This window comes from Paenibacillus sp. 1_12, from assembly GCF_900114475.1.
Classification (GTDB): Bacteria; Bacillota; Bacilli; order Paenibacillales; family NBRC-103111; genus Paenibacillus_S.
On the sequence record NZ_FOTE01000002.1, the window covers coordinates 166,733 to 192,359 of the forward strand.

Consider the following 25,627-nt stretch of genomic DNA (forward strand, 5'->3'; position numbering starts at 1 on the left):
ATCGTATGCAGGACGCGGATCATCCCTTGGTTATTAAAAATGAAATGGTTATATTTTACGAATTTCCAGCTGTCTTTCAAAGCAGTATTTGATGATCTTTTGACGGTCTCTGTCGGTAATTTCGGCAAAACGCATCATGACCTGCTGTCTGCCGGATTCGAGCATTTTGATCCTAACCAATTCACCTTTGAACGGAATATGCTCAATCTGTCCATTCTTGTAATTTGCCAGAAGCCAACAGCTCACCATTTGATTTGCAGCAAGTGGAATGTAGCTATCACACAAAAACGAGATACCACCCCCGCCCACATCATCAGTCACCGCAATAAACTGCAATTGATCCGAGTATTTCACTGCCATTTCAAGCTCTGCCGGTACACGAAGAAAACTGCGACGCTGAATCTTTGTTATCGTTTCGGGAGCCGGCTTACTTATCTTCACCAGACGAATCACATCATCGGTGAACCCTTGAACGGATGTTGTAAAATAATTTTTCATGCCGCCATCTAAAATAAAATAAGCGGACAATTCGTCACCGATATAGAGCTTCTTCAGACGTCCAGTTTTCTCATTTATCGGAATTTCCATAAAAATACAATTGTCATCCTGATCAGCAATTCGGGATTTAAACTCCTGTTTTGCTTCATCCTCATCAATGGAATTGACTTGTATATGTAAAATTTGGTTCACCTTTGGAAGCAATTTTTGCACCCCCCGTAATTTGATCAAAACCAGAATTTCGATTCTGGAGTCTACCCCTTATTATAGCATGCTAATAACAGATGGGAAGCAAAAAAAGAAGAGTCTTGTCGAAGACTCTCCTTTATTATTTTATTTTTATATTTGGCTTGCCGTTTGCTCTTCCTTGCGTAAATGTTCTATTTTCTCCTCTGAGCCTGTCTCTGCGTTAATATAAATGCGATAGACGCTACCGTTGATTCGTCCAGTGAACTGGTGACACAGCACTTCCTCCTGTAAATCATTGCGAATCAAGGCAAGCGATTGTTGATCCACCTGCATTTGAGCATTCAGTACCTTACGCGCTTCCTCAACGGTAAGCTTGGGTGCTTTCAACTGCCGCTCTTTGTGATTGTATACATAATCAGTGGCCTGAAGACCTGTCACATCACCATTATCCAGAGCGATCTTAACAGCAACTTTATCGATATAGTTGATAACATCATTCATACGACTGGCGAATGTTATATTAGCCACATTATTATATTCATCATAAGAAACGGCCGTCATATCCGGATAACCATGGATATCGAGAAATTCAGCTGCCGCATCTCTAGCGCCTCGTATATCCAGCTTCTTATCCTGTACATCCCTAACAGCTGAATACCACAGAAGCTCGCCTCCCTTATGACTGTAATCCATTTGTGTACCCTCTGGATTATTGTCTTTGGGTGCTGTGACGCTGAACGATTCGAACTCGGTTCCTACTCCATTCTCAACAACCTGAATCGTGGACGGGTCCCTGTTTAAAAATTGCGCTGCCTTCTGACGCACATCTTCTGCAGAAACGTCCTTGCCTGTCAGCATTTTAGCATCATAGGCTTGAAACGTGCTCATGACCGAAGGACTCCACTTGACATCCGTATAATCGGCTACCTTTTTGTCCACGGTCTGAAAGCCATCAATAATCGCGTTATCCAAAGGTTCCTTCTGTGTAGCGAGAGCCGTTTCAACATCCATCCATCGCAAATTGTTGGTCAGAACCTTGCTCTGCATATCACGAAGATCCGTGGATATCTCACTTGAATGCTGGTAAAGAGCACTTAAGGTCTGCATTTCCTGTTCATTGAGCGGCTGCTTGGCAAGATCGCGTATGGCCGCACGATAGGAGAAGTTAGCCATATTGGCCAAAAACTCTCCTGTTTTATTAAAGGGAAGCAAGGTCAAAGGGAGTTGATTGATCTCACTTTGCGCTTGACTGGTTATTCGCCATACATTGATCAGACCTTTTTTGTAGGAATCCTGCGAAGCCGTATTCAATGCCAACGTGTTGCCAAGCTCGGAATGCAGACTATCCACATGAAACGACAGGTCGTGAAACGCCCTCTGATACTGATTTTCGGCCTTGATCAAAATCGCGTTTTTTTCCTGGTGCTCCAGATATCCCCACATTCCAGCACCAATCAAAACAACTAGCAAAATCGGAAACATAACAATGCTCAAACGGCTGTACATGGTTGCATATCCCCCTTCATCACCCAATATTGGTTTTAGCTTTTGTCGAAGGAAGCGGTCTTATTCATACATAAAAAAAAAGCCAATCAAGGCTCCTTTAAAAACATCGAGTTTCTATGAAAAAATCTTTTTCGTTGCTGCACACACATTGCTTGAAGCCTGTATCAATCTTCCCTTTATCCTGCTTACCCTTCAATACAAACTTCTCACCGCAGAGGTTGCAGCGAATTAACACCTTGATCCTGTCTTTAGTAATCATACCTTCCCTCCCGCTTGTCTTTTGTGTTATAAGTATGGACAAGCTGTTTACATTTCAACCCGTTCCTCCCGCCTAAGCACGCGCAGGGGTGATTTGGCGTTGGCTCTTTTGACATTCCATAGGCTGCGTCCCCACAAGAAAACCATTAATGGAAGCATGATCCATATCCAGTATGTCTTAGCGGAAAGCAGTACGTAGTCAAAGACCCCATGCCAAAATATAGGCATAAAACATGCATAGAACAACTGTCGGGTTCGCTGCTCCGGATTAAACTTAGCTTTACCCAAGTGGTAGCCCATCATGACGCCAAACATCGCATGACCAGATACGGGCAAGAAGGCTCGCATCAGCAGGGTTGAGATGGAGGCTGAATTCAGCAGTGCATAAAAGACGTTCTCAAGCGTTGCAAATCCGAGCGAAACCGCTACAGAATATACGATTCCATCATAAGGCTCATCAAAGCTCGCATGCCTGAAAATGAGGAAGTATACCAAAAACCATTTCAGAAATTCCTCGATTCCCGCTGAAATCAAAAAAGAAAACACAAGCGGATCATCGCCAAAGCCATGTACAAAAGCACGCTGCAGCACCATCACCGGGAAAACAAGCAAAATACCGAACAGAAACATCTTGCCAACCAGATGAATCGGCTCGGTATCATAACGATCCTTTAAATAAAAATAAGCTAGCAGAGCGACACCAGGCGCAATTGCTGCCAAGATGACTGAAACCATGCTCAAGGTGTCACCTCCTTAAAGTTTTCGTAGAATACTTATCTATACTTATACCCAGCCTCTAAACTTCGAAGCCTCGGCCATTTTTTGAACTCCTACCGTGTACGCAGCCAAACGCATATCGATATTTTTCTCTTTGTGAATAGTATAGACATTTTCAAAGCTTTTTTCCATCACTACTTGCAATTTGGCATGCACTTCCGCTTCCGTCCAATAATAGCCTTGATTGTTTTGCACCCATTCAAAATAAGAAACTACAACCCCGCCTGCATTTGCCAGCACATCAGGAACAATAAGTACATCCCGCTCAGTCAATATTTTCGTTGCCGCGAGAGTCGTCGGCCCATTGGCTGCCTCAACAATAATAGAAGCCTGAATTCGCTCAGCATTGTCAGAAGTAATCTGATTCTCAATAGCTGCAGGTACCAGAATATCACAAGGCCGCTCAAGCAGCTCCTTATTAGTAATTGTATTTGTAAACAGCTTCGTTACCGTTCCGAAGGAATCCCGGCGATCCAATAAAGAGTTGATATCCAGTCCCTTCTCATCGTAGAGTGCACCATAAAAATCGGAGATGCCCACGACTCTCGCCCCAGCATCATGCATAAATTTGGCTAAATAGCTGCCTGCATTACCAAAGCCCTGGATAATCACCCGAGTATCCAACAGCGGCAGCTTCCTTTTTAATAAAGCCAGATTAATCATGATGGCAACACCTTTGGCAGTAGCCGTTTCTCTCCCCTGAGAACCCCCTAGCACAACCGGCTTGCCTGTAATAAAATTAGGCGCATCAAACTCACGAATACGGCTGTATTCATCCATCATCCAAGCCATAATTTGCGAGTTTGTCATCACATCAGGAGCAGGAATATCCTTGGTCGGTCCTACAATTTGACTGATCGCACGGACATAACCTCTGCTTAGCCTCTCCAGCTCGCGAAAAGACATCGTTCTCGGGTCACAGATGATTCCACCCTTACCACCCCCGAAAGGAAGATCAACGATTCCACATTTTAGACTCATCCAGATTGACAATGCTTTTACCTCGTCCTCATTAACATCCGGATGAAACCGCACGCCACCTTTGGTTGGTCCAACAGCATCATTGTGCTGGGCGCGATAGCCTGTAAAAATCCGCACCGAATCATCATCCATCCGGATCGGGATACGCACCGTCATCATTCTTAACGGCTCCTTCAGCAATTCGATCATAACCTGCGGATAACCAAGCAGAGTAAGTGCTTTTTCAACGACAAACTGTGTAGATTGAAGCACATTTAAGTTCTCAGTCATGAAGCACCTTCTCCAAAGTCATTTTATTGTTAAAAAAATGCTTTTTGATGCTGACACACAAGCGAAATTTGCATAACCGCCAAACAAGGCTGCATTCAGCTTCGTAATGCCTCTAGGAGTATCTGAAACATGTCCGCGGCAGCGTTTCCTATATTCTTCGGTATAATCCGTGATATTATTCGAGTCCGGCGCAACAGGTACCATCATGTTATCTTCCATCGTTTGATTGAAAATTTTGCTCCCGAACAAAAACGTCATTCACATTGCGAATCGTTACCGCTCGTTTGTGTGACTTAACACAACAAATACGCCATTACACAAAATGGCGTCCTTTGTATCCTCCAAATATAGCCTTTATTCCAAAAATTGCGGGAAGGAACGAATCCAATGATTGGCCATCCCCAAACAACAAAAAAAGCACTCACAAAAACATTACTGTTTTTGGGAATGCGTCTTACAGACTAAGCTTTTGACACTATTTGAAATGCGTGCAGAGCACATTGATGGCATCGGCTGCTATCACCGTTTTGCCATAAACCTCAAGAACAGATCTGGTTACCGAAGCAGCGTCTCCGTATTCGGACAGAACAGCGATGATGGATTGATATCCACTCTCTTCCATATCGACAGCATCAAGCTGCAAATACCATTTCTCTTTATAAGAAAATAAAATGCCTCCATCAGTGAGCAATGGTTGAATAACCTTCGCCATACGCAGTAAATCTTCAAAATCGTGAAACACATAGGAGATCTGATCCGTTTGTTCAAGAGTCACTTCCAGCTCATACATTTCTTCCACTTCTTCATCAAATGATTCCGAAGTATGATGAAACTCCATTTTGCCGCGTGTGACAATAACGACCATCCCTTGTGCAGGAAGGGCAAGCACTTCAACAGCTAATGGCCCTGTAGGGTCAAAGCCTAACTCAGCATATGCTTGATCCATCATGTCACTGAATAGCTCATGAACTCTGGGAATTTCTCTCCACATGTCGTCCTTTTGAATACCACGCTCCGTCAAGTCGTCGAAAGTGAGAAAAATCCGTATCTTGTCCTGACTCAAACGCTCCATTTTCATACAGGATTCCTCCCTTGCCGCCACTATTAATAACAGCTTATGAAGTAAGCTTAAAAAGGTGAATAAGCTTCAAGCTTGTATTCAATTATATGAGTATTATATCACAACATAACAATAAATCTATTGTGGCAATAAAAAAAGAAAGGCATGAACAGGAAAATACCTGTACATGCCTCTCAATAGCTTGCTAAACCCCTGTCTTTACTGGGTTTGGTACTGCTCTTTATGCTGGCTATCACGCAAAATTTCGTCCACAGTTGCCTTCAGAGCAGGCTCTTTATTAATAATTTCTTCCACGCGGCCCAATCCCGTCCTGTCCGAGCTGCCAGGTTTATTCGCATTATGACTAGCAGATTGGTTGTTGTTTCCATTTTTATTGATGTTATTGCCAACCGATTCTCTATTGCTGCTAAAGGAGGACATCAGCATCGATTTGCTCTTGCCGCTTAAATAAACAACTGCCGCTGCACCTACAAGTCCGCCGAGTAAAAAAGCTCCTACTTTCATAGTCATCCCTCCATCTATTTAGGTTCGAAGCTTATTTTTCACTATGTACTTCGGTTCCATGCATGATAAAATCAGGAAACATCCAAACTTAACAAAGAACAGGAGTACGACTACCATGATGAAAAAAACGCTTATGGGTCTAACCGCAGCAGCACTACTGACTTCAGCCACAGCTTGTCAATCCAATACACAGCCTGCTGCATCCGTTAATCCGCCTATAAACAGCGTCAGCCCAGCACCCACAACTGCCCACCCAGCTGATAAAAGTGGCACACCTTCAACACCTGTGGCGCCAGCACAGCCTGTTAAACCTATAGAAGCAGCCCCTGGAAGTACGGCACCAGCAACTCAGACACCTTCAACACCAGCGGAAGCGCCAAAAGCAGCTCAATCCGAAGCCAAGCTGTATAAATTAAATCCAAAATCCTACGATATTGTACCCATTGATACAACAATCACGAATAAAAATGTGGTGCTTTTAACCTTCGATGATGGCCCTAAGGACAAAGAGATGCTGGAGCCACTTCTGAATACGTTGGACAAGCATCACGCCAAAGCGATATTTTTCGTGAATGGATACCGTGTCAAGCAAAAGCCTGAGTTAATCAAGCTCATTACGGACCATGGTCATATGATTGGCAATCATTCGTGGGATCATATCGATTTGAAAAAGGAAAACAAGGAAAAAATCGATCAGCAAATCGGTGATGTAACCAAGCAGATCACAGAGCTTACCGGCAAAGCACCCCAATTTTTCCGTCCCCCATTCGGTTCAGGTGGAGATTTAGTCAGGGAAAAGGTGAAACAGGATAATATGCTGTTCATGACGTGGTCTAACGGCTCACTGGACTGGGAGATGACTACCAAGAATAATAATCCCGACAAAGTTGTGAGCAACGTCTTGGAGCAGCTGCGGCCCGGCAGCAATATTCTGATGCATGAGCTGCAATGGACCGTCGAAGCCATGGATAAACTATTGACACAATTGGAACAAAAAAATTACGGATTCGTTGACCCCGCAACTATCGATACATCCCTTTAAGCTAAGCAAAAAGGTGAACCCTCAGCATCAACACTGACCGGTTCACCTTTTGTTAAGCTTCTCCCTTTACACGCTGCCAGCCCCAAATTAATAGCCCAGCTACTAACAAAATAAACACCCACAACAGAGACAGGTAAAATATACGCAGCCATTTATCGCTTTCTCCAGGATGAACTACTTTACGGGGGGGCAGGAACGTATCATCTTCATCTGTGATTAGAGGTGCTGTATCCTCATGGGCTTGATGATTAGAATTTATGCTGGAACTCATTATTTCTCTCTCCTATAACGAATGATACAACCCATAATCAAATCAATCATAAAATGCGCAATAATCGGCGTCCATAACGATCCCGTTTGTATGTAAATCCATCCAAGACCATAACTGATTCCGAATACCAGACCCGTCATCAGCCAGTGCTGCAGGTATCGGATATGAATCGCGGCGAATAAAATACTGGTCCAGTAAGGTCCCCATGAAGCTTGAATCGCACCCCTGAATAACCATTCTTCACAAAAAGCCACAACAAACGAAAGCACAATAATGTGCCACAATGGACGGTTTTTAAAAATCAGCTCATTGATGCCCCCGTCATCCGTAACCTCAGGAGGAACCCAATTCGAGATCAGCAAATCAACGATCAGAACAACAATCGCAAATGCTGCCCCCCATATAAGCAAGAGCATTCCCTGATTTACTGAAAACATTTGCTGAAAAAAAGGTTTCTGAAAAAGCATGATAATACAACCCGCTGCAAATACGAGAAACTGTGTGATATACACGTTTAGAATGACTGTGCGCTCGTCAATTGTCGTAATATCAAGCTTTTGAAACTTAAATTGCCTAAAATTAAATTTTTTCATCTATTATTCCCTTTTTCGACAATATCACCTATACTATCATTAGAAAATAAACGAGGTGCCTTGGCTATGAACAAACGATTGTCACGTTATGATTACTTGTTTGCATTAACTTTTATTTTTATGCTTGTTTTAGCTTTAGGAACTTTTTTCTTTGGTCTTCGAATGGGACAAGATCGTGCCACAGCCAAGTATGAGGAGCTTCTTTTCAAAAAATCAGAAGTCCAGAATGGGTATTCCGCTTATCATCAACAGTATCTGGTGTCCTACTATCATACCATTTATCAGCCTTACAGGGAATTTCACAAGAAATGGTTTGAAAAAATGAATGAGCTTGAGACCAACCGCACCTCAGACGCTTCAGCAACACTCAAAGATTTGGGTGCTCTCGCCAAAGAAAAGTATAACGAGCTCAGCAACAAGTCAATGCCAGATTCTTCGCCATTACTACAAGAAGGCTTGCAAAATTACTTAAAAAGTTTGAAGCTGTTTAGTGAAGCCGTCGGGAACATCCAAGGAAAGGCCAACAGTACACCTAGTTATGATCTTGTTGCTTCCATGAATAACGATGCTTATTTGAATGAAGCGAAAAAATTCTCTCTAGCCGCGCAAAAAAATTATTACGATTCTATCATCAAATGGAATTTGGCAGATAATCCGCAGCTAAAGCAGGTCGATGTTGGGAATCCTTTGTCTCTGAAGGACTGGACCCCACTTAGTCTAAGCATGAAAAATGAATACATATCCAATGCATTATTGAATGGCAAGTTGTTCAAACTATATACACCTCAGGATCTTTCAAGCCGAATTGATGAAATGGTAAGCTCCGGACAAGCAAAGAAATTAAACCTGACGGATGTTCATCAGGTCATTGATCTATTGAACGCTACCGATGCGGTTCGTTCTGGCGATTTTATCCGTAATAAAAACCGTTTATATCCGAATGAAACCTTACCACAGCTGCCTTTCTTTTTTACTCAAAATTAAAAAAAGGGCACGGATTAACGAGCTTTTGAACAAGCTGTGACATCGCTATTACTCCTATTGACATCGCCTTTGGGGTCATGTTACGCTTATGAAAATTCAATTTGTTACAAAACGTTGACGGAGAACCTGTAACACCCATGATGCGCAGAGAGCCGATGAACAGGTGCAAATCGGACATTAGGGTTTACAAGAGAGCACTCCAGAGTTGCTGTTCTGAATGCCGCCTGAATCTCGTGATTCCGACGCCTGTAGGTGCAGCCGGTTAGAAACCGTTACATTTCTGAGTCCTTGCGGCTCATGAGGCTGTTTGTGCAATCAGACAGTGAATTAGGGTGGTACCACGAAAGTAACTCTTCGTCCCTTGTATACGTTTAACGTACGAGGATGGAGAGTTTTTTAGTTTGTCTAGAAAAAAGTGGAGGTTGGCGTACATGTACAAAGTATTAGTAATGGATGGAATCAGTGATCTGGGGATTCAACTGCTCAATGATGCAGCAGATGTGACAGTCGACAAAAAAATCGGCTTATCGGAAAGTGAACTAATCGAGATCATTGCTGATTATGACGCACTGATGGTAAGAAGCCAAACCAAGGTTACCGACAACATTATGGCCGCAGCACCTAAGCTGAAGGTTGTAGGACGCGCAGGCGTGGGTGTAGATAACATTGATCTTCAAGCGGCAACCAGCCGTGGTATTGTCGTAATCAATGCTCCTGATGGAAATACGATTGCAACTTGTGAATTAACATTCGCTATGATGATGTCGGTAGCACGTTCCATTCCACAAGCATACAAAAAAACCGTTAGCGGTGAATGGGATCGCAAAACTTTTGTTGGTGTTGAACTGCGCAATAAAACGCTTGGTATTCTGGGTATGGGCCGTATCGGTAGTGAAGTAGCCAAACGCGCTAAGGTTTTTGGTATGAACGTGATTGGTTATGACCCTTTCCTGACAGAAGAGCGTGCTGAGCAAATGGGCGTTAAGCTGGGAACCGTTAATGAGATTGCCGCTCAGGCTGATTTTATTACGGTACATACACCATTGACTCCTGAAACGCGCCATATCATTGCCCGCCCGCAATTCGAGCTAATGAGAAAAGGCGTTCGCATCATTAACTGTGCACGCGGCGGTATTATCGATGAAGCTGCTTTAGTCGAAGCTATTGATGCAGGTATCGTTGCTGGAGCTGCATTTGACGTATATGAGCAAGAGCCGCCTCAAGCAGATCATCCGTTTTTGAACAATCCAAAAATTATCGTGACCCCGCATTTGGGCGCATCTACAGTTGAAGCACAAGAAAATGTTGCTATTGACGTTTCCGAGGAAGTGCTCCATATTTTACGTGACGAGCCTTTCAAAAATGCGGTAAACATGTCTCCGGTTCCACCAGCGGTTCTAAGCAAGCTTCAGCCTTATTTCAACCTTGGTGACAAGCTTGGCAGATTTATCGGTCAAACTACCGAAGGTGCGATCAAAGAAATCGTAGTTAACTACTCTGGAGATTTGGCTGACGTAGATACTGCGCCATTAACTCGCTATATCGTACGCGGCATTCTGTCTAACCAATTGGAAGGTGTCAATATCGTGAATGCGATGCACCTTGCCAAAACTCGCGACGTTAATATTGTGATCCAAAAATCAGCAGCTACACAAACCTTCACCAACTTGGTATCCGTTACGTTGAAAAGCAAAAATGATGTACGCATCGTTGCCGGAACGCTCCTTGCTGGTTACGGCGAGCGCATAGTGCAAATTTCTCAATACCCGGTTGATATTGCACCAAACGGTAATTTGCTGCTCATTTCTCATAACGATAAACCCGGTATTATCGGTAAAGTAGGAACTTTGCTTGGTAATAATGACGTCAACATCGCTACGATGCAGGTGGGTCGTAAAGTCATTGGCGGCTCTGCTATTATGGTCCTCTCAACGGATAAAAAGACGCCTAAAGAAGTTCTGCAGCAGCTCATCCAACTGCCAGAGATTACACATGTGAATGAGCTTACACTGGATTAAGATTACTTGTTCGACTGTTTCACGAACAACAAGAAAAACCTTGTTCGTTCAACATAAAAAGAGAGCTTCCGATACGCAATCGGAGCTCTCTTTTTATGTTGATATCGTTTTGACGGGAAGGATCACAGAAAATGTCGTTCCTTGCCCTACTGTGCTTTTTACCATGACAGCGCCATGATGAGCCTCTACAAGGTTTCGAACAATAGATAATCCAAGACCAGTCCCGCCTGAAGCACCTCGTGTACGAGCCTTATCCGCTTTGTAAAAGCGTTCAAAGACATATGGGAGGTCACCTGCCGGAATTCCGATACCTTGATCGATAATTTCAATCAACACCGCATCTTCACCCTTGTAAGTTTGACGCTCAGCGCGTATAACGATTTCTGCTTGAGAAGGCGTATGCCGTATCGCATTATCCAATAAATTCGTCAGCACCTGCTCCAATCGATCTTCATCGGCTTGATACAGGATCAGCTCTTCTTCCGGCAGCTCATAGCTCATCAGAATGCCTTGTTCCTTCGAAAGTGCCGCGAACTTGCGATGTATACGTTTGATAAAGCTGCGTACCTCAACGAGGCGAAGATGCAGCTCGATATTCCCTGTCTCCATCCGGGCTAAATCCAAAAGATCTCGGACCAGCCTGCCCATTCGAAGCGATTCCTCATGAATAACCTGTGCGAGCTCTTGTCGTTCTTCAGCAGAGCCTGCAATATCATCGAGTAGTGCCTCGCTATACCCTTGCAGCATCGACAATGGCGTACGCAGCTCATGAGATACATTGGCCACAAAATCTTTGCGCAGCTTGTCCAGCCTGAATTCCTCTGTAACATCTCGCAAAACGGCGACCACACCACGTACGGCAGCACGAGCATATAACGGGGTCAACACAACTGACCATACCTCATTTTGAACATGAAGCTTGGAAGTAATCTCCTTAGCACCTGTAATCACTTCGTCAAATAACATTCTCATCGGTTCAGGAATGACGGAGTTATGTTGTTGAAGTACTGGCAGCATGGATTGCTCTGGCTCGCCATCAATCCAATGAATCTGATTCCAGTCGTTGACGATTTTATCGCCCTGTGGATTAGCCAGAATCACACTTCCGTCTGAATCAAATGTAATCACGGCATCCGTCATACTGCGCAATATACTGGATAAATGCTCTTTTTCGTGACTGAGTGCTTTAATCGTATCGGATAATTCCTCTCCCATCCGATTAAAGGTTTTACCCAATTCGCCGATTTCATCTGATGACGTAATAGGTACTCTGGTTCCATACTCACCAAGAGAAATTAAATCGGCTGCTTTCTTGAGCTTCAACAGCGGTTGAGTAATTTTTGTCAGCAGAAAAAAAGCGAAAAATGTTGTCATTAAAAAACCAATCAAGGAAACGTAAGCAAATAACCGAATGACATATGACTGTGTAGCTTCTACAGATTGAGCCTTTTGATACAGAATAGCTGCCCCAATAATATTTTGCTGCGTTGCGTCCATCAAAGGAACCGCTACAGCCGAGTACTGACTATTTGCCGGCTGCCGGCTGCCCGCACTGTTCACGATTTGATTATCTATCGATTCTCCAGCAAATACCCGCTTCAACATGACATCCGAAAAAAAATCATCGTAATGCAGATTTATAGAGCTCCATTTCTGGGCTGGTATATTCATCGGCTTTAATGTGGGATCCACGACAAAAACTGAAGCGTCCTGGGCACTTAAAAGATCATTGACCAGATCGATATAACGTTCATCTCCACTGTGTAAAGAAATGCCGCTGGTCACCTTTTGGCCCAGCTTCCGCAAATTTTCGATTTGATCCTGAGATTTGGGAAAAGACGTTTCCAGATATTGAATGAGAAACAAACCGAGCACAAGCAGAACAACAGCTACGAGTCCAATAATAGTCAACCACAGTTTACCAACGATACCTTTTAAGCTGAACACGTTACTTTGGCACCTCAAGCTTGTATCCGACGCCCCATACGGTTGTAATCATAGAAGCGGCATCCGGCGATACTTTATTCAGCTTTTCGCGCAGCCTTTTAACGTGTGTATCCACGGTTCTCAAATCCCCAAAAAATTCATAATTCCATACATCCTTCAACAGCTCTTCCCGTGAAAACACTTTGTCCGGCGATACCGCCAAATAATGAAGCAGCTCATACTCCTTGGGAGTCAGTGCAACCTCTTGTCCACCAGCACTCACACGATGTGCATCATGCTCGATAATCAGGTTAGGGAATACGATGTTATTGCTGGAATTGACTTCCTTAGATAAGTAAGCAGTCACCGAGGATCTTCTCAGGATCGCTTTCACCCGGTAGATCACTTCACGCGGACTGAACGGTTTAACCACATAATCATCAGCGCCCATTTCAAAGCCCTGTACACGATTGGTTTCCTCACCTTTAGCCGTAAGCATAATGACCGGCGTGGATTTAACCTGCCGCAATCTTGCACACACCTCGTTGCCATCAATACCCGGAAGCATAACATCCAGTAAAATTAAATCGTAATCGGTTTCAAGCGCCTTTTTCAAGGCTGTTTCGCCATCCTCCGCTTCATCGATAATGAAATTTTCTTTCTCCAGGTACATGCGCAGCAAGCGGCGAATCCGCTCTTCATCGTCGACTACCAAAATCGTCATTTTAACATCAGACATCGGTTTCAACCCTCTCTGTTTTATTGTTATATTTCACTTGAGTACGTAAATATTGCTTCGTGGCAGGATTATGGTTCAGTTTCCCTCACACTTGTATTATTATCTTAGATTCATTTACTCTGAAATGAGTCACGAACATAGAGTTTTTTTGTAGTAAGTTTACGTGAATCTTATTCATGCAGGTGTATGGAGGGAAAGGGAATGGTATGGAAAGTGTAACGGCCGCCTTTGAAGTTCAATTTGTTACCAACAAAATATAATAAAAACAAATTGAACTTCAACAGCGGTGCAATACCATCCCTTTACCGGAATAACCGATAGCCTGAATAAAATTCACGAAGACTTCCTTAAAAACCTCTACGCCCCCGAATACGAATGCAATCCAGCTATAACCAAATTAACCCCAACCAGCGTAAACATAACAACTATAAACCCAATTACCGCGAGCCAAGCTGAACGTTTACCTTGCCATCCTTTTGAAAACCGCAAATGTAAATATGCAGCATAATACAAGAAGACGATCAGCGCCCACACTTCCTTGGGATCCCAGCCCCAGAATCGGCCCCACGCCTCAGCCGCCCAAATCATCGCAAAGATCAAAGCTCCCAAAGTGAAAATCGGATAGCCTATAGCAATCGCCCGATAACTGATCTCATCGATGTCTTCAAGATCAATTCCTTTCAGCAGAGGGCTAATGGCAGCCCCTAATGGCTTGCGGGCAATCAGGCGAAGCAATCCATAAAGAATTAAGCCCCCACCAATAGACCAAACCACCGTATTCAGCTTACGGCCTGCGTTCGACCCCTTCATCCATGACGGAGCTTCGAAAGGCGCTTGGGTCATGCCAAGAAATGGCTTCATCTCCACCTGCTCCCCTTCAAAGGGCTTGAAGATTGGTGGCAGTACGTAATCAACATTCTGCTTGATCATCTGCTCTGTGCCATCCTTACCGGTGTAGAGAACGTCGTTAGCGAATCTGGCGTGATAGCCGGATGCATTAAACCCAAATATAGAAATGACAAAAGCAATGATCAGGACCAGAGAAAATAACGTAACCTCAACTCCGCGCTGCTCCTTGCGATCAGCCGGCTCCTTACCGGCAAAATTAACACTGCGCAGCAGATACATCAAACCAGCAGCAAAACCAACCGCAAAAAATGCTTCTCCAAACGCTGCAGTCGTTACATGAATCTTCAACCAATAGCTCTGCAAAGCCGGGATAAGCGGCTGTACGTCTTTGGGAAACACGGATGCGTAACCAATAATAATGATTCCGATCGGTACTGCAAATACCCCAAGGACAGGCGCACGATATATAAAGTACACCACGATAAACGCAACAATGATCATCATTCCAAGAAATGTCATAAATTCATACATGTTGCTGGTAGGGATATGACCCGCCTCGTACCATCTTGTAAAAAAGAATCCTGCATGACCTGCAAGCCCTATGATGGTCGCTCCAATCGCGTAATTACCCCATTTTCTCGTATGCTCGATTGGATTGTCCTGGGCCCACTTTTTCCCAAGAATTGCAATCACGAACATCAGAAATGCCAGATTATAGACGATGAAACCGATTAGCAAAAACGAACTGCTTGTCATTACGTTACCACTCCTGTTTCCAACGATTTGGGATCGGCTTCAATTCCCGACTTATGTAGAACCTGGGCGACTTCCTGACGAATGCCAAACCAGTTTTTGTTCGTGTGAGCGCCTAGAGCGAGCCGTCCGTTATCGATACGAAGCCAAATACGACGATGATGCCAGTAAAAACCCATAATAAGCCCAATCATAGAAATCGCTGCTCCTACCCAAATATAAGGCATCGCACGATCCACACGGATATTTAAATAGCTAATGTATTCTGAAAATTGCACATCGGCCATAGAATTAACAGAAAGCTCTAGTTGTTTTCCAATCTCCCCATTAATGTCATCCTGACGGAATGTAACCTTGTCAACCTGTCTTGGGAAATATAGATAGGGGACACCCTCAGCTGCCAATGCAGGACCTGTAATAGAGAATATAAATGCCGGCATTTTGGGGTCTTTGGATTTGGTTATTGGAACCCCTTTTTCATCCAGTCCAAAATCCGGGAAGTACGCCTTTACCTTCAACGTATAAGGTCCAACCTGATAGCTGTCTTGTGGCCGTGTCATGGACAAGTCCAGGCTGCCGTAGGCAGTCCCGGTTTGTTTATCCTTTAACGTCGGTTTCACGGAAATCAGCATTGGTGATTCCTTGTAGTCAAATTGGTAGGCCATCAAGCCTTTATACTCAAGCGGTTCATTCACTATAATATTTTGACGGTGAACCTCCTCAAGCACGGGCTGCTTGAAGGGATCATCACAGTCGGCTTTACAGGTGTATAAAACCGCATTCGTTTCGTATATTTTGGGTACTGCCTGATCCTTGGCACGAAATCCTTCAGACATTTCATTCGCTTCATAATATTCCAATGTGAATTTTTCATTTTTCAAGTAATACGATGTTTCCGGAATTTTTACAACTTGTCCTTCAGGGAAAGCGACATGCTGATCCATATGCCAGCCTGGAATACTTCTCATGAGAATGGCCAGCAAAAAAATGATGAGTCCGATATGGTTAATATAGGGACCCCAGCGGCTAAACCGATTCTTTTCCGCCAGCAGTGCGGTACCTTCTGTATGTACACGATAGTGCTTTTTCTGCAATTGTTTAGCTGCTTGTTGAACCCAGGCTTGCTCCGCTTCCTCTGATAATGCTGCATTGTGAGGAAGATCACCGCTATAGGAAACCTTTTGACGTAAAATAAATCTCAGATGTTTTCGAATTTGCTGCTTGGATAGAGCCCTGTAAAGCGGCAGTACCCTATCGAGGCTGCAAACGACAAGCGAGGTTCCAATCATTAAAAGAAGACCGATGAACCACCAGGACTCAAAGGTATGAGACAATCCCAGTAAATAATAGATCTTTCCTAACGTCCCATACGTGTCCTCATAGTAGGTTGAAGGGTCAAAATTAAGGAAGGAATTTTCCTGGGGATAAATCGTACCTACTGCCGAGCCCAGCAGTGTAATAATAATCATATAAATAGCGATCTTTACGGAAGAAAAGAAATTCCAAACTTTGTCGATCAAATCCGGATTAGCTTTTTGGGAGCGTCTAGCTACTCCATCATAACGCATTTCAAGTGGCTCCGTGCCAGCCTCTTCAAAGAGAGGCTTTCCACAGGCTTCGCAAAGTACGGTCCCGACATGATTCAGGTGACCGCATTCACATTTTGTGTTTTGAATCATGGGGCGCCTCCTGAGCTTTCTTACTGATTAAAAATGGGTTGTCATTCATGGTTTGGAATTTGCTTGAGTTGAAGCCTTGATCGAGTTGAGTGTCTTTTCAATAAAAGACTCACTCATCTCCCCGACCATAATCTTGGCTATTTTGCCATCTGGCGATATAAAGAACGTTGTTGGATAATTGCTGACACCGTAGCGTTTGCGCGTTGCCTCGTTGTCATCCAGCAAAATCGGAAATGTGATTTTATACTGGTCAATAAAGCTTTGCACGGTTATTTTACTTTCACCGAGATTTAAAGCCAGAAATTCTACATTTTGTTTGTCCCGCTTGTCAAACTGATGTTGAATAGCAGGCATTTCCTCTTTGCATGGAGGACAAAAAGTGCCCCAAAAGTTTACCATCACCGTTTTTCCTTTATAATCAGACAGCGTATGCTTCTTACCGTCCAGTCCGGACAATGTAAAATTGGGGGCGATGGAACCTTCAACCAGTCGCTTATCCGTTGCATACAAATTATTGAACAGCGTCAGTGCACCGATCACTATGGCAATGGCGAAAATCGCCAACTGTATCCATCTTCTATTTTTGCCCATTGATGCTCACTCCAAACGGAAGCTAGTCAGTATAGTCTATGTTCATTATAGCTAACTTTAATGCCAACACTTATTTGTCTTTTTGAATTTTATGTGTCCTTAGCGCTTCCTCTGTGAGCTCTTTGATTTCTTTGGCTTCCAGATGACGGTATTTCCCCCGTGGAACTCCTGTTAGAGCAATCGGGCCGAATTGAACACGCTTGAGCTTGATTAATGGAAATTGGATAGCATCGAACATACGACGAACCTGACGGTTACGTCCTTCATAAATGGTAATCGATACGATGGTTTCCTTTTTAGCTGGATCAATATCATAAAAATCTGCCTCTGCAGGAGCAGTCATCCCATCCTCCAGCTCGATTCCATCACGCAGCTTGTCCAATAACGAACCATGCGGAACCCCTTTAACTGTGGCATGATAGGTACGTGGCACATGATGCCTTGGATGCGTGAGCAAATTGGCGAACTCTCCATCATTGGTCAGCAGCAGCAAGCCCTCTGTATCATAATCAAGTCGACCTACAGGGTAAATCCTTTCATGGATATCCCCCAGAAAATCGGTTACGATTTTCCGTCCGCCTGGATCAGAAGCACTCGTAATTACCCCTTTTGGCTTATTAAACAGAACGTAAATCTTTTTCTCCTGCTTGATCTTGCGGCCATCTACGGTGATCACATCTTTACTTCCGTCAACCTTAACGCCCAGGGTTGTGACAACCTCATCGTTAACCTGAACACGTCCAGCTGTTATTAATTCCTCACACTTACGACGGGAGGCTACTCCCGCTTCTGCTAATACTTTTTGTAATCGTTCCATTAGTCTCCATTCACCTCAAACCTAATGATACTCATCCTACAGAGAAATCACAAGTTGCTCCGGTGAAAATCTGTGTCAGTTCTATGCAAACACCAAATAACAAATAAAAATGGAAGCAGCGAAACCGACTGCATCCGAGATTAATCCCACTTTTAGCGCGTAGCTTGCCTTGCGGATTCCAATTGCACCAAAGTAGACCGTTATGACATACATCGTTGTATCTGTACTCCCTTGAATTGTCGATGCAATGCGACCCACCATAGAATCGGGCCCAAATTGCTGCAAGAGATCAGTAGTAAATGCAAGCGAGCCCGCTCCCGTAATGGGACGTAAAATAGCAAGCGGCAGGATCTCGCTAGGAATTCCTAACATTTCGCAAAAGGGCTGCACCCAGTTGGTCATAAGCTCCATGGCACCCGACACTCTGAATATACTGATCGCTACCATCATACCTACCAAATGCGGGATGATCCTGATCGCAGTATCAAAGCCGTCCTTGGCCCCGTCCACAAACGATTCGTATACGGGCACTTTACGATACAGAGCATAGAGGGGTATAAATACAATGATCATCGGGATCGCCCAAGCTGATATCAGATTAACGAAGGCATACATACGGAATCATCCCTTCCCTTTCGTGTTATTAACATTAAGACTGCAGCGAATTGCGCGCACGGTACCATCTATCTACGAAAATAGCCGCCAAGGTCGAGACAAAGGTCGCCATCAAGGTTGTCCCGACAATTTCGGCAGGGTTTAAGGAATTGAAATTCATCCTTATTGCGATCAAGGTTGTCGGGATCAAGGTAATACTTGCCGTATTCAGCGCAAGCAGCGTGCACATCGCCGGACTTGCGGTATCTTTGCTCGTATTCAGCAATTGGAGCTCCTGCATAGCCTTGATTCCCATCGGAGTCGCCGCATTGCCGAGCCCCAATATATTTGCTCCCATATTGGACATGATGTAGCCTAAAGCCGGATGATCCTTGGGAACAGTCGGAAACAGGAAGCGGACTACAGGACGCAGCACAGCAGCCAGCAGCTTCAATAATCCCGCATCCTCGGCTATCCGCATAATCCCAAGCCAGAATACCATGATACTAATTAATCCAAAGCATACGGTGACACCGCTTTTCGCGCCATCAAAGATTGCCTGCGTGACCAGTTCTATATTACCTTGCGCCGCAGCGACGGCAACCCCTGCAACAATAAAAAATAGCCAGATCAAATTTACCATTAGTTAACCCCCATCTCAGATGATGATCGATCATTTCTGATTATCGCTCATTTCATATGGCTCCCCGATAAAATCGACGATGATTAGACACGCCCGGTGAACAAGGTGCGGACTACAAATTGTACTATAAATAACCATTTATCCGCATTGGATGATGTAGAAGACAACGACTCATCGAACGAAAATACAGAACGCTCCTTCAGCTTCAATCTTGGACTATCCTTCGGGAACAATGGAATACCACCGATCTCATGCCCATTTAGTACATAAACCAGCCTACCTACATCACCTAGACGAAAGCTTGCCGAATTGACATCATTTCGCTCCACTCGATACGTATAGCTTCCCTTCTCCGATTCCTGAGTTGGATATACAAAATCTTTTCCTGCTACCCACTCCGTTCCCTTGATCTCATCGCCCTTATTTATTAAAGGCAGCAGAGGGTAGTTTGCGAAGCCATAATCCAGCAGTTTGGCATGATCGGACCAATCATCACCATCATTCAAGGTGACTACCGCCAGCTGCTGCCCGCCGCGGGTTGCCGAAGAGACCAGACAGCGTAAGGCTAGCTTGGTATAGCCTGTTTTTACCCCATCGGCACCTTCGTACATCTGAAGCATTTTGTTTTTATTCAGCCAAGTGTAATCCCAGGGTTCATTCGGATTAGGCGCTTTCTTCATTTTTGTTTTTACAATTTCCTGGAACTGCGGATTGTGCAGGGAGTACGCTGCCAATTTGGCCATATCATTTGCAGTTGAAAAGTGCCCTTCCTCATCTAATCCTGATGGATTCTTGAAAGAGGAGTGCTCCATCCCGATCATACGAGCTTTCTCATTCATTAAATAGGCAAAACCTTCTACCGTACCTCCAATATGCTCAGCAATTGCTGTTGCCGCATCATTGCCTGAACGCAGCATCATCCCGTACAACAAATGGTTCAGGCTCATTTCTTCATTTAGCTTTAAATAAATTGAAGAGCCTTCCTTTCCAAAAGCATTCTTGCCCACCTTCACTGAATCCGACAGCTTCCCCTGCTCAACAGCTACAATAGCCGTCATTATTTTGGTTAAGCTGGCGATTCGCATCGGCTTGTCTCCCTGTTTGCTGTACAATACCCTGCCCGAGCGCACATCAATTAAGGCAGCCGTTTCCGCATGTGTGGAAATCGCTGGAGCGGCTTGCAGCGCTGGTAAAGGGGTCCATATCGAGATGAGCAGCACCGGTAACAGTAAGAGCACAACATTTTTTTTCATAAAGGGGCCTCCTGCCAACATAGGTTCAATAATGGACATACCAATCTTGTACATGTATATGCCGGACCTGTCCTATTATATGTCCCTCGGAAAACTACAGTGCTTCGTTACGGAACGCAAATAAGACCCTCAGGACTTTGTAGGTCCTTTAAGGGTCTGTACTCATTATGGGAATATCGCTAATTATGGCATCTCAACTTCGCTAATAAAAACGGTTAGCCGCTTTGATAAATCAACCTCGTAGGGCTGTGTAATCTTCTCCCCTTCCGCACCCTCCATAATACGAATGATAGGGCGCTGCGGAATTGCAGGGTTAATAGCGACGACAACCCCTTTTTCGCCTGTACTCAGCTTTACAGTGATTCCAAGCGGGTAAATGGCTACGTTATCACGAAACAAAGCTACCTTCTTATAATCGTATAAGGTTTCAACACCGGAGAACAAAATCTCCATCGCCTGATGCGGCAGCATAGCCAAACGATACGGACGATGTGTAGTCATAGCGTCGTAGCTGTCAATGATCGCGATCAGCTTAGCATAGTCATGAATTTCATTACCTTTAATCCCTCTCGGGTAGCCGCTGCCATTCTCTCGCTCATGATGCTGGAACGCACAGTGAGCAGCCAGCAAAGGCATGTTAGGCTCGTCTTTGAGCAGTCGATAGCCGAGCTCTGCATGCATCTTGACCTCGGCAAACTCTTCAGGCGTCAGCTTGCCCGGCTTTTTGATAATATCCTGATTAATTTGCGTTTTACCAATATCATGTAGCAGTGCGCCCATACCAAGCACAGAAATTTCTTCACGATTATAACCGCTTGCCATTCCAAGCATCGTCGCGTAAATACATACATTGAGCGAATGGTTGAATACATAATTATTCAAAACATTCATGTTTAATAGCATGATGTGCGTGCCTTCACGCGAATCCAGATCTTGCATAATCATTTTGATTACATTGCCAAATGCTCTACCCATAAAAGCATTTTTGGAAAATTTACTTTTGCTGTTCTCTTCCATGGCCTTTCTGAATTGGGTTTTGATTTCGGCCAAAGCCCTCATCTTTGTTTCCTGACTGATTGGGTCGTCAACCTCGATGTCGTCGGTGTCTTTGTCTTGAATGTAAACAAAGTCAACTCCAAATTGCTGCAGTCTATTAATTAATGCTTGGGACAGCTCGACACGTTCATTTAATAAAATAAGCCCGTCCTCATTGTAAATACATTTAGCAAGCTTCATTCCCGGACTACAAGATCGTGTAGGCAATAACCGCACCAAGAAAACCTCTTTCATCAAATTCTCTCAAAGTTCTCACAAAATCTAGATAAAATAAATATAAAAGAAACACGCAAAAAGAGCAATCTATTTTCCTTGATATATAAGTAAAGCTGCCCATCATCACGATGAGCAGCTTTAATCTTGCCTTTTTTCCATAATAAGCTTAAGCATTGCCAGTTTAATTGAGTCATTTAGACAATGTAATTAGGGTTGTCAGAAGGGTTGGTTACACTGATAGCTCCACTATCTGCCTGATTGTGGGTTGCTGAGTGGAGTCCACCTTTCATCATGCTTTGAATACGATCAACAACACTCGGTGCTGCATCAATCAGTCGTTCCAACAAATGCGTTTGATTGTCCAAAGGTACAATCTTGACGCCTTGCTTGCCAACTACCAGAAACGCAATAGGTGTGATCGATACGCCTCCACCGCTGCCTCCGCCAAAAGGTAGTGAAACCTGGGCATTGGCTCCATCATGACGGCCCGTTCCTGAAGAGCCGCCCGTTGCAGGATCCTCTGCGCCGAACTCGCTGCCACCCGCGGCGAAGCCGAAGCCGACTTTGGAGATCGGCATAATGACGCTACCATCGGGTGTTTCCACCGGATCCCCTACGATCGTATTGACATCGACCATTTCCTTGATGTTTTCCATTGCTGTTTTCATAAGTCCTTGTATGGGATGTTCTGTCATCATGGGTTATGCCTCCTTGTTGTGTACTGGATTTCCTCATACTTAGGGAAATCAACGCAAGTATAGCTTAACCGAAATGCGGTATTTGTATGTACTGCTGACTCGCTCCCGCTAGGCTTTAAACAACACTCTTCGCCATGTCTTTAAACCGCCTTTTACTTTAAGAATACGAGCAAGCAAACGAATCCCGGCGATGAGGATGAACCACATACTAATTTGCAGCTTCACCAGTACCTCCGTGGAAAATTTGGTCTGGTTGTATTGCGGAATCACTTGCAGCTTTGGTCGGGCATCCAGCTTGATAAACCGGGATAAAAAGCCGAGCATTGTGGATTTTAATCCCCATATCATTCCAGTTGCTACAGCCGTTTCCGGTGCATCGCCAACGCCGACCGTAGTTTTCCAATCAAATTGAATACATCTTACATGAGTAAGCGTTGCCGTTAGCCATTCGTGAAAATGAAAGCAATTCCCCAGCAGCTCCAACGCATTATCAAAGCTTTCTTTAATACTGCGTTTTGTGATCTTCTCATCTTTTACACTAACTAACTGATGTTCTTTCTTATCGATATATGCCGTCTCTACATTAACGCCCTCAACGAAATTTTTAAACTGGATAAACGGAACCGCGATCCGCTTCTTGACCATACCATATAGCCCATGTACGTCAAAAGTGATATCATCATCCTGTGCTTCTCTGACTATCGTTAAACGACATCTAATGGGACTAGAGAGAAGCGCTGCTACCGCTACGACAACAGCAGCTATTATCCAATAATTCAATATCGCTCACCCCTCATTGTATACTAAAGCCTGAAAAAGCAAAAAACCCCTTTACGCAAGAAGCCCAGCTTCTTTTCAGGAGTTAGTATAGCCCTATTTGATTAAAACATTCAGAGAGCGCGGGCTTGGTAACCTTCATTCACTTTCCGTTACATCATCAAAAGAAATTTGGTGCCTTTCCCCGTTATCCAATTTACTGAATAATAGGCGAGTCTCTTCTTCCAAATTATCATCATTCTGAAATAGCGAAGATTCAGGAAGTTCTTCAATTGTACCCAATGCAAAATAGTCCAGAAAGGGCTTCGTGGTTCCATATAAAATCGGTCGGCCGGGAGCGTCTGCACGATCCACTTCCTTGATTAAATCCTTAGCCACGAGTGTATGCAAGGCTCGTTCAGCTTTAACACCACGAATTTCTTCAATCTCCACCCGGGTTATCGGTTGTTTATATGCGACAATAGCCAAGGTTTCCAAGGCAGCCTGTGACAAAGAAGATCGCGAGGGGGAATAAGCAAGCCGTTCAAAATATGGCGCATGGGCTGGAAGCGTCGTCAACTGATAGGTTCCGGCAAGTTCAACAATTTGCAAGCCTCGCTTGCTGTTCCGAAAGTCTCCTTGCAGATCTCCAATCAGATTACGCACAACATCCGTACTTAGTTCCAATACCTCAGCAAGCTGCTTGGTATCCAGACCTTCATCTCCAGCGACAAATAGCAAGCCTTCAATAACTGATTTCATCTGTTGAAAATCCATCCGCCGTTCCTTCCTCTCTTGCCTGTATAACGATATCCTCGAAAAAACGATGCTGATAGCATACGATTACTTTCATCTTCATCAGCTCTAGCAGCGCCAAAAAGGTAGTTACTATACTTTCTCGCGATAAATCACCATCGGTTAATTTGGAAAACAAAATTTTGCCATCTGCTTCCTTCAACCACTTCACAACATCCTTCATCCGATCTTTGACCGAAATCTCATCCTTGCGTATCTTCGTAACCATATTTCGGCTCGACATGCGCTGCATGGCCCTCTGGAATGCATAAACAAGATCCGTAACGCCCAGCCCTTTAACCGGATTCTCGACAACTTGATGAATATAGGGAGTTAAGTCCTCAGGCTCACGGGTATAAATAAGTTTGCGCTCAAGCTCCTTGTCACGCAAATGATCGGCAATCGCTTTATATTTGCGGTATTCAATCAGCTTTTCAACCAGCTCGGAGCGTGGGTCATAATCCTCGTCTAACAAATAATCGTCATAATCGTCCATCTCAATGATAGGAGGCTTTGGCAATAGCATCTTGCTTTTGATAGATAGCAGAGTAGCAGCCATAAGTAAAAACTCGCTGGTCAGCTCCATCTCCAGCTCCTGCATCGTATCCAGATAGCTCATATATTGGTCGGTTATCTCTTTAATAGGGATATTATAGATATCCACTTCAGATCGATCAATCAAGTGCAGCAACAAATCAAGGGGGCCCTCAAACTTGTCAAGCTTATACGTAACCTTGTCCAACCGTTGTTCCCCCTTAAAATGTTAGCAGCCGTTCATTCGTTCTTTAAGACTCGTATTGAATTGTATATTAGGAGAACTGTTTGGTCAAATTCGCCATCTCAATTGCACTTACAGCCGCTTCCCAGCCCTTGTTGCCAGCTTTTGTGCCTGCGCGCTCAATGGCTTGCTCAATCGAATCCGTGGTCAGCACACCAAAAATAGTTGGTACACCCGTTTTCAGATTGATCGCGGCAACACCTTTGGCTGCCTCACTGCACACATAATCAAAATGTGGTGTGGACCCGCGAATAACAGCACCAAGGGTAATGACTGCATCATATTTACCGCTCTCGGCCATTTTTTGGGCAATTAGAGCAATTTCGAAAGCTCCTGGCACCCAAGCAACCTCAACCTCGTCCTCTGTCGCTCCATGGCGTTTAAAAGCATCTAAAGCACCGCTAAGCAGCTTGCCTGTAATAAATTCGTTGAAACGTGCAACGACAACTCCGTATTTTAAACCTTCAGAAACTAAATGTCCCTCGTATATTTTCGTCATGTTCATTTAACAT

General features: G+C 44.2%; 27 protein-coding genes and 1 other annotated feature. Of the genes, 3 read left to right on the forward strand and 24 right to left on the reverse strand.

The annotated features are described in order from the left end of the window. Positions 1-48: 48 nt before the first annotated feature. The 7 genes from BM210_RS04790 to BM210_RS04820 form a co-directional block, all read right to left on the reverse strand. Positions 49-702, reverse strand: a complete 654-nt coding sequence (locus BM210_RS04790) for a flagellar brake protein (RefSeq protein WP_177237631.1) — start codon at positions 700-702, stop codon at positions 49-51. Between the two features lie 135 nt (positions 703-837). Continuing rightward, positions 838-2,193 carry a germination protein YpeB gene (gene ypeB, locus BM210_RS04795; protein ID WP_091165076.1) on the reverse strand — a complete coding sequence of 452 codons (1,356 nt, stop codon included), beginning with the start codon at positions 2,191-2,193 and terminating at the stop codon, positions 838-840. Between the two features lie 97 nt (positions 2,194-2,290). Next, positions 2,291-2,452, reverse strand: coding sequence for a hypothetical protein (locus BM210_RS34645; RefSeq protein ID WP_177237632.1), 162 nt, complete (start codon positions 2,450-2,452; stop codon positions 2,291-2,293). 47 nt (positions 2,453-2,499) lie between these two features. Continuing rightward, positions 2,500-3,192: a glutamic-type intramembrane protease PrsW gene (prsW, locus tag BM210_RS04800; RefSeq protein ID WP_091165079.1), complete on the reverse strand. Its 693-nt coding sequence runs from the start codon at positions 3,190-3,192 to the stop codon at positions 2,500-2,502. Between the two features lie 42 nt (positions 3,193-3,234). Continuing rightward, positions 3,235-4,479 carry a Glu/Leu/Phe/Val family dehydrogenase gene (locus BM210_RS04805; RefSeq protein ID WP_091165081.1) on the reverse strand — a complete coding sequence of 415 codons (1,245 nt, stop codon included), beginning with the start codon at positions 4,477-4,479 and terminating at the stop codon, positions 3,235-3,237. Between the two features lie 475 nt (positions 4,480-4,954). Continuing rightward, entirely contained in the window at positions 4,955-5,557 is a 603-nt protein-coding gene (locus BM210_RS04815; RefSeq protein ID WP_076227663.1) for a genetic competence negative regulator, read from the reverse strand. A gap of 201 nt (positions 5,558-5,758) precedes the next feature. Next, positions 5,759-6,064, reverse strand: a complete 306-nt coding sequence (locus BM210_RS04820) for a hypothetical protein (protein ID WP_091165085.1) — start codon at positions 6,062-6,064, stop codon at positions 5,759-5,761. Positions 6,065-6,179: 115 nt separating this feature from the next. Between BM210_RS04820 and BM210_RS04825 the strand changes: the two genes are divergently transcribed. Then, positions 6,180-7,106, forward strand: a complete 927-nt coding sequence (locus BM210_RS04825; protein ID WP_371263421.1) for a polysaccharide deacetylase family protein — start codon at positions 6,180-6,182, stop codon at positions 7,104-7,106. Between the two features lie 52 nt (positions 7,107-7,158). Here the strand turns inward: BM210_RS04825 and BM210_RS04830 are convergent, their stop codons facing one another. Both BM210_RS04830 and BM210_RS04835 read right to left on the reverse strand, forming a co-directional pair. Further along, positions 7,159-7,377 carry a hypothetical protein gene (locus BM210_RS04830; RefSeq protein ID WP_091165088.1) on the reverse strand — a complete coding sequence of 73 codons (219 nt, stop codon included), beginning with the start codon at positions 7,375-7,377 and terminating at the stop codon, positions 7,159-7,161. Further along, positions 7,377-7,970, reverse strand: a complete 594-nt coding sequence (locus tag BM210_RS04835) for a CPBP family intramembrane glutamic endopeptidase (RefSeq protein ID WP_091165090.1) — start codon at positions 7,968-7,970, stop codon at positions 7,377-7,379. The genes BM210_RS04830 and BM210_RS04835 overlap by 1 nt, the downstream gene beginning before the upstream one ends. A gap of 66 nt (positions 7,971-8,036) precedes the next feature. On the opposite strand from BM210_RS04835, the gene BM210_RS04840 reads away from it, so the two are divergent. Beyond that, on the forward strand, positions 8,037-8,954 hold the full coding sequence (locus BM210_RS04840; RefSeq protein WP_091165092.1) for a hypothetical protein: 918 nt from the start codon (positions 8,037-8,039) through the stop codon (positions 8,952-8,954). A 105-nt stretch (positions 8,955-9,059) separates the two neighbouring features. Then, positions 9,060-9,319, forward strand: a binding site (T-box leader). A 66-nt stretch (positions 9,320-9,385) separates the two neighbouring features. Then, positions 9,386-10,972 (forward strand): phosphoglycerate dehydrogenase, encoded by a 1,587-nt coding sequence (serA, locus tag BM210_RS04845; RefSeq protein ID WP_091165094.1) that lies wholly within the window; start codon positions 9,386-9,388, stop codon positions 10,970-10,972. A gap of 93 nt (positions 10,973-11,065) precedes the next feature. On the opposite strand, the gene BM210_RS04850 is transcribed toward serA, so the two are convergent. The 15 genes from BM210_RS04850 to ribE form a co-directional block, all read right to left on the reverse strand. Further along, positions 11,066-12,919 carry an ATP-binding protein gene (locus tag BM210_RS04850; RefSeq protein WP_091165097.1) on the reverse strand — a complete coding sequence of 618 codons (1,854 nt, stop codon included), beginning with the start codon at positions 12,917-12,919 and terminating at the stop codon, positions 11,066-11,068. A 1-nt stretch (position 12,920) separates the two neighbouring features. Next, a complete protein-coding gene (locus BM210_RS04855; RefSeq protein ID WP_091165099.1) occupies positions 12,921-13,637 on the reverse strand; it encodes a response regulator transcription factor in 717 nt (238 codons plus the stop codon). A gap of 357 nt (positions 13,638-13,994) precedes the next feature. Beyond that, complete coding sequence (ccsA, locus tag BM210_RS04860; RefSeq protein WP_091165102.1) at positions 13,995-15,242, reverse strand: cytochrome c biogenesis protein CcsA; 1,248 nt, start codon at positions 15,240-15,242, stop codon at positions 13,995-13,997. Next, positions 15,242-16,918, reverse strand: a complete 1,677-nt coding sequence (locus BM210_RS04865; protein WP_091165104.1) for a cytochrome c biogenesis protein ResB — start codon at positions 16,916-16,918, stop codon at positions 15,242-15,244. Before BM210_RS04865 ends, ccsA begins: the two co-directional genes overlap by 1 nt. Positions 16,919-16,963: 45 nt before the next feature. After that, positions 16,964-17,509, reverse strand: coding sequence for a thiol-disulfide oxidoreductase ResA (gene resA / locus BM210_RS04870; RefSeq protein WP_091165106.1), 546 nt, complete (start codon positions 17,507-17,509; stop codon positions 16,964-16,966). A 70-nt stretch (positions 17,510-17,579) separates the two neighbouring features. After that, positions 17,580-18,326 carry a pseudouridine synthase gene (locus tag BM210_RS04875; RefSeq protein ID WP_091165109.1) on the reverse strand — a complete coding sequence of 249 codons (747 nt, stop codon included), beginning with the start codon at positions 18,324-18,326 and terminating at the stop codon, positions 17,580-17,582. A gap of 81 nt (positions 18,327-18,407) precedes the next feature. After that, positions 18,408-18,941 (reverse strand): spore maturation protein, encoded by a 534-nt coding sequence (locus BM210_RS04880; RefSeq protein ID WP_091165111.1) that lies wholly within the window; start codon positions 18,939-18,941, stop codon positions 18,408-18,410. Positions 18,942-18,975: 34 nt separating this feature from the next. Then, entirely contained in the window at positions 18,976-19,563 is a 588-nt protein-coding gene (locus BM210_RS04885) for a nucleoside recognition domain-containing protein (protein ID WP_091165114.1), read from the reverse strand. Between the two features lie 83 nt (positions 19,564-19,646). Next, the gene (locus tag BM210_RS04890; protein ID WP_091165116.1) at positions 19,647-20,816 is read right to left on the reverse strand and encodes a D-alanyl-D-alanine carboxypeptidase family protein; all 1,170 of its coding nucleotides are present in this window, start codon (positions 20,814-20,816) and stop codon (positions 19,647-19,649) included. 183 nt (positions 20,817-20,999) lie between these two features. Continuing rightward, entirely contained in the window at positions 21,000-22,088 is a 1,089-nt protein-coding gene (locus BM210_RS04895; protein WP_091165118.1) for an HD-GYP domain-containing protein, read from the reverse strand. 194 nt (positions 22,089-22,282) lie between these two features. Next, positions 22,283-22,783 (reverse strand): GerW family sporulation protein, encoded by a 501-nt coding sequence (gene ytfJ / locus BM210_RS04900; protein WP_091166132.1) that lies wholly within the window; start codon positions 22,781-22,783, stop codon positions 22,283-22,285. A 111-nt stretch (positions 22,784-22,894) separates the two neighbouring features. Beyond that, positions 22,895-23,566 carry a DUF2953 domain-containing protein gene (locus BM210_RS04905; RefSeq protein ID WP_091165120.1) on the reverse strand — a complete coding sequence of 224 codons (672 nt, stop codon included), beginning with the start codon at positions 23,564-23,566 and terminating at the stop codon, positions 22,895-22,897. A 135-nt stretch (positions 23,567-23,701) separates the two neighbouring features. Continuing rightward, positions 23,702-24,319, reverse strand: coding sequence for an SMC-Scp complex subunit ScpB (scpB, locus tag BM210_RS04910; protein ID WP_091165123.1), 618 nt, complete (start codon positions 24,317-24,319; stop codon positions 23,702-23,704). After that, positions 24,288-25,079: a segregation and condensation protein A gene (locus BM210_RS04915; RefSeq protein ID WP_091165125.1), complete on the reverse strand. Its 792-nt coding sequence runs from the start codon at positions 25,077-25,079 to the stop codon at positions 24,288-24,290. The genes scpB and BM210_RS04915 overlap by 32 nt, the downstream gene beginning before the upstream one ends. Positions 25,080-25,146: 67 nt before the next feature. Next, the gene (gene ribE / locus BM210_RS04920; RefSeq protein WP_076227705.1) at positions 25,147-25,614 is read right to left on the reverse strand and encodes a 6,7-dimethyl-8-ribityllumazine synthase; all 468 of its coding nucleotides are present in this window, start codon (positions 25,612-25,614) and stop codon (positions 25,147-25,149) included. Positions 25,615-25,627 lie beyond the last annotated feature (13 nt).

What these genes read in the sequence shown, in the direction of transcription:
- BM210_RS04875 (WP_091165109.1), bottom strand. Translation starts at nt 18,326, where the DNA reads ATGGAACGATTACAAAAAGTATTAGCAGAAGCGGGAGTAGCCTCCCGT.
- BM210_RS04885 (WP_091165114.1), bottom strand. Translation starts at nt 19,563, where the DNA reads ATGGTAAATTTGATCTGGCTATTTTTTATTGTTGCAGGGGTTGCCGTC.
- BM210_RS04835 (WP_091165090.1), bottom strand. Translation starts at nt 7,970, where the DNA reads ATGAAAAAATTTAATTTTAGGCAATTTAAGTTTCAAAAGCTTGATATT.
- BM210_RS04830 (WP_091165088.1), bottom strand. Translation starts at nt 7,377, where the DNA reads ATGAGTTCCAGCATAAATTCTAATCATCAAGCCCATGAGGATACAGCA.
- BM210_RS04855 (WP_091165099.1), bottom strand. Translation starts at nt 13,637, where the DNA reads ATGTCTGATGTTAAAATGACGATTTTGGTAGTCGACGATGAAGAGCGG.
- ypeB (WP_091165076.1), bottom strand. Translation starts at nt 2,193, where the DNA reads ATGTACAGCCGTTTGAGCATTGTTATGTTTCCGATTTTGCTAGTTGTT.
- serA (WP_091165094.1), top strand. Translation starts at nt 9,386, where the DNA reads ATGTACAAAGTATTAGTAATGGATGGAATCAGTGATCTGGGGATTCAA.
- BM210_RS04815 (WP_076227663.1), bottom strand. Translation starts at nt 5,557, where the DNA reads ATGAAAATGGAGCGTTTGAGTCAGGACAAGATACGGATTTTTCTCACT.
- ribE (WP_076227705.1), bottom strand. Translation starts at nt 25,614, where the DNA reads ATGACGAAAATATACGAGGGACATTTAGTTTCTGAAGGTTTAAAATAC.
- resA (WP_091165106.1), bottom strand. Translation starts at nt 17,509, where the DNA reads ATGGGCAAAAATAGAAGATGGATACAGTTGGCGATTTTCGCCATTGCC.
- BM210_RS34645 (WP_177237632.1), bottom strand. Translation starts at nt 2,452, where the DNA reads ATGATTACTAAAGACAGGATCAAGGTGTTAATTCGCTGCAACCTCTGC.
- ytfJ (WP_091166132.1), bottom strand. Translation starts at nt 22,783, where the DNA reads ATGACAGAACATCCCATACAAGGACTTATGAAAACAGCAATGGAAAAC.
- BM210_RS04880 (WP_091165111.1), bottom strand. Translation starts at nt 18,941, where the DNA reads ATGTATGCCTTCGTTAATCTGATATCAGCTTGGGCGATCCCGATGATC.
- BM210_RS04890 (WP_091165116.1), bottom strand. Translation starts at nt 20,816, where the DNA reads ATGAAAAAAAATGTTGTGCTCTTACTGTTACCGGTGCTGCTCATCTCG.
- BM210_RS04825 (WP_371263421.1), top strand. Translation starts at nt 6,180, where the DNA reads ATGATGAAAAAAACGCTTATGGGTCTAACCGCAGCAGCACTACTGACT.
- BM210_RS04805 (WP_091165081.1), bottom strand. Translation starts at nt 4,479, where the DNA reads ATGACTGAGAACTTAAATGTGCTTCAATCTACACAGTTTGTCGTTGAA.
- BM210_RS04840 (WP_091165092.1), top strand. Translation starts at nt 8,037, where the DNA reads ATGAACAAACGATTGTCACGTTATGATTACTTGTTTGCATTAACTTTT.
- BM210_RS04865 (WP_091165104.1), bottom strand. Translation starts at nt 16,918, where the DNA reads ATGATTCAAAACACAAAATGTGAATGCGGTCACCTGAATCATGTCGGG.
- BM210_RS04820 (WP_091165085.1), bottom strand. Translation starts at nt 6,064, where the DNA reads ATGAAAGTAGGAGCTTTTTTACTCGGCGGACTTGTAGGTGCAGCGGCA.
- scpB (WP_091165123.1), bottom strand. Translation starts at nt 24,319, where the DNA reads ATGGATTTTCAACAGATGAAATCAGTTATTGAAGGCTTGCTATTTGTC.
- ccsA (WP_091165102.1), bottom strand. Translation starts at nt 15,242, where the DNA reads ATGACAAGCAGTTCGTTTTTGCTAATCGGTTTCATCGTCTATAATCTG.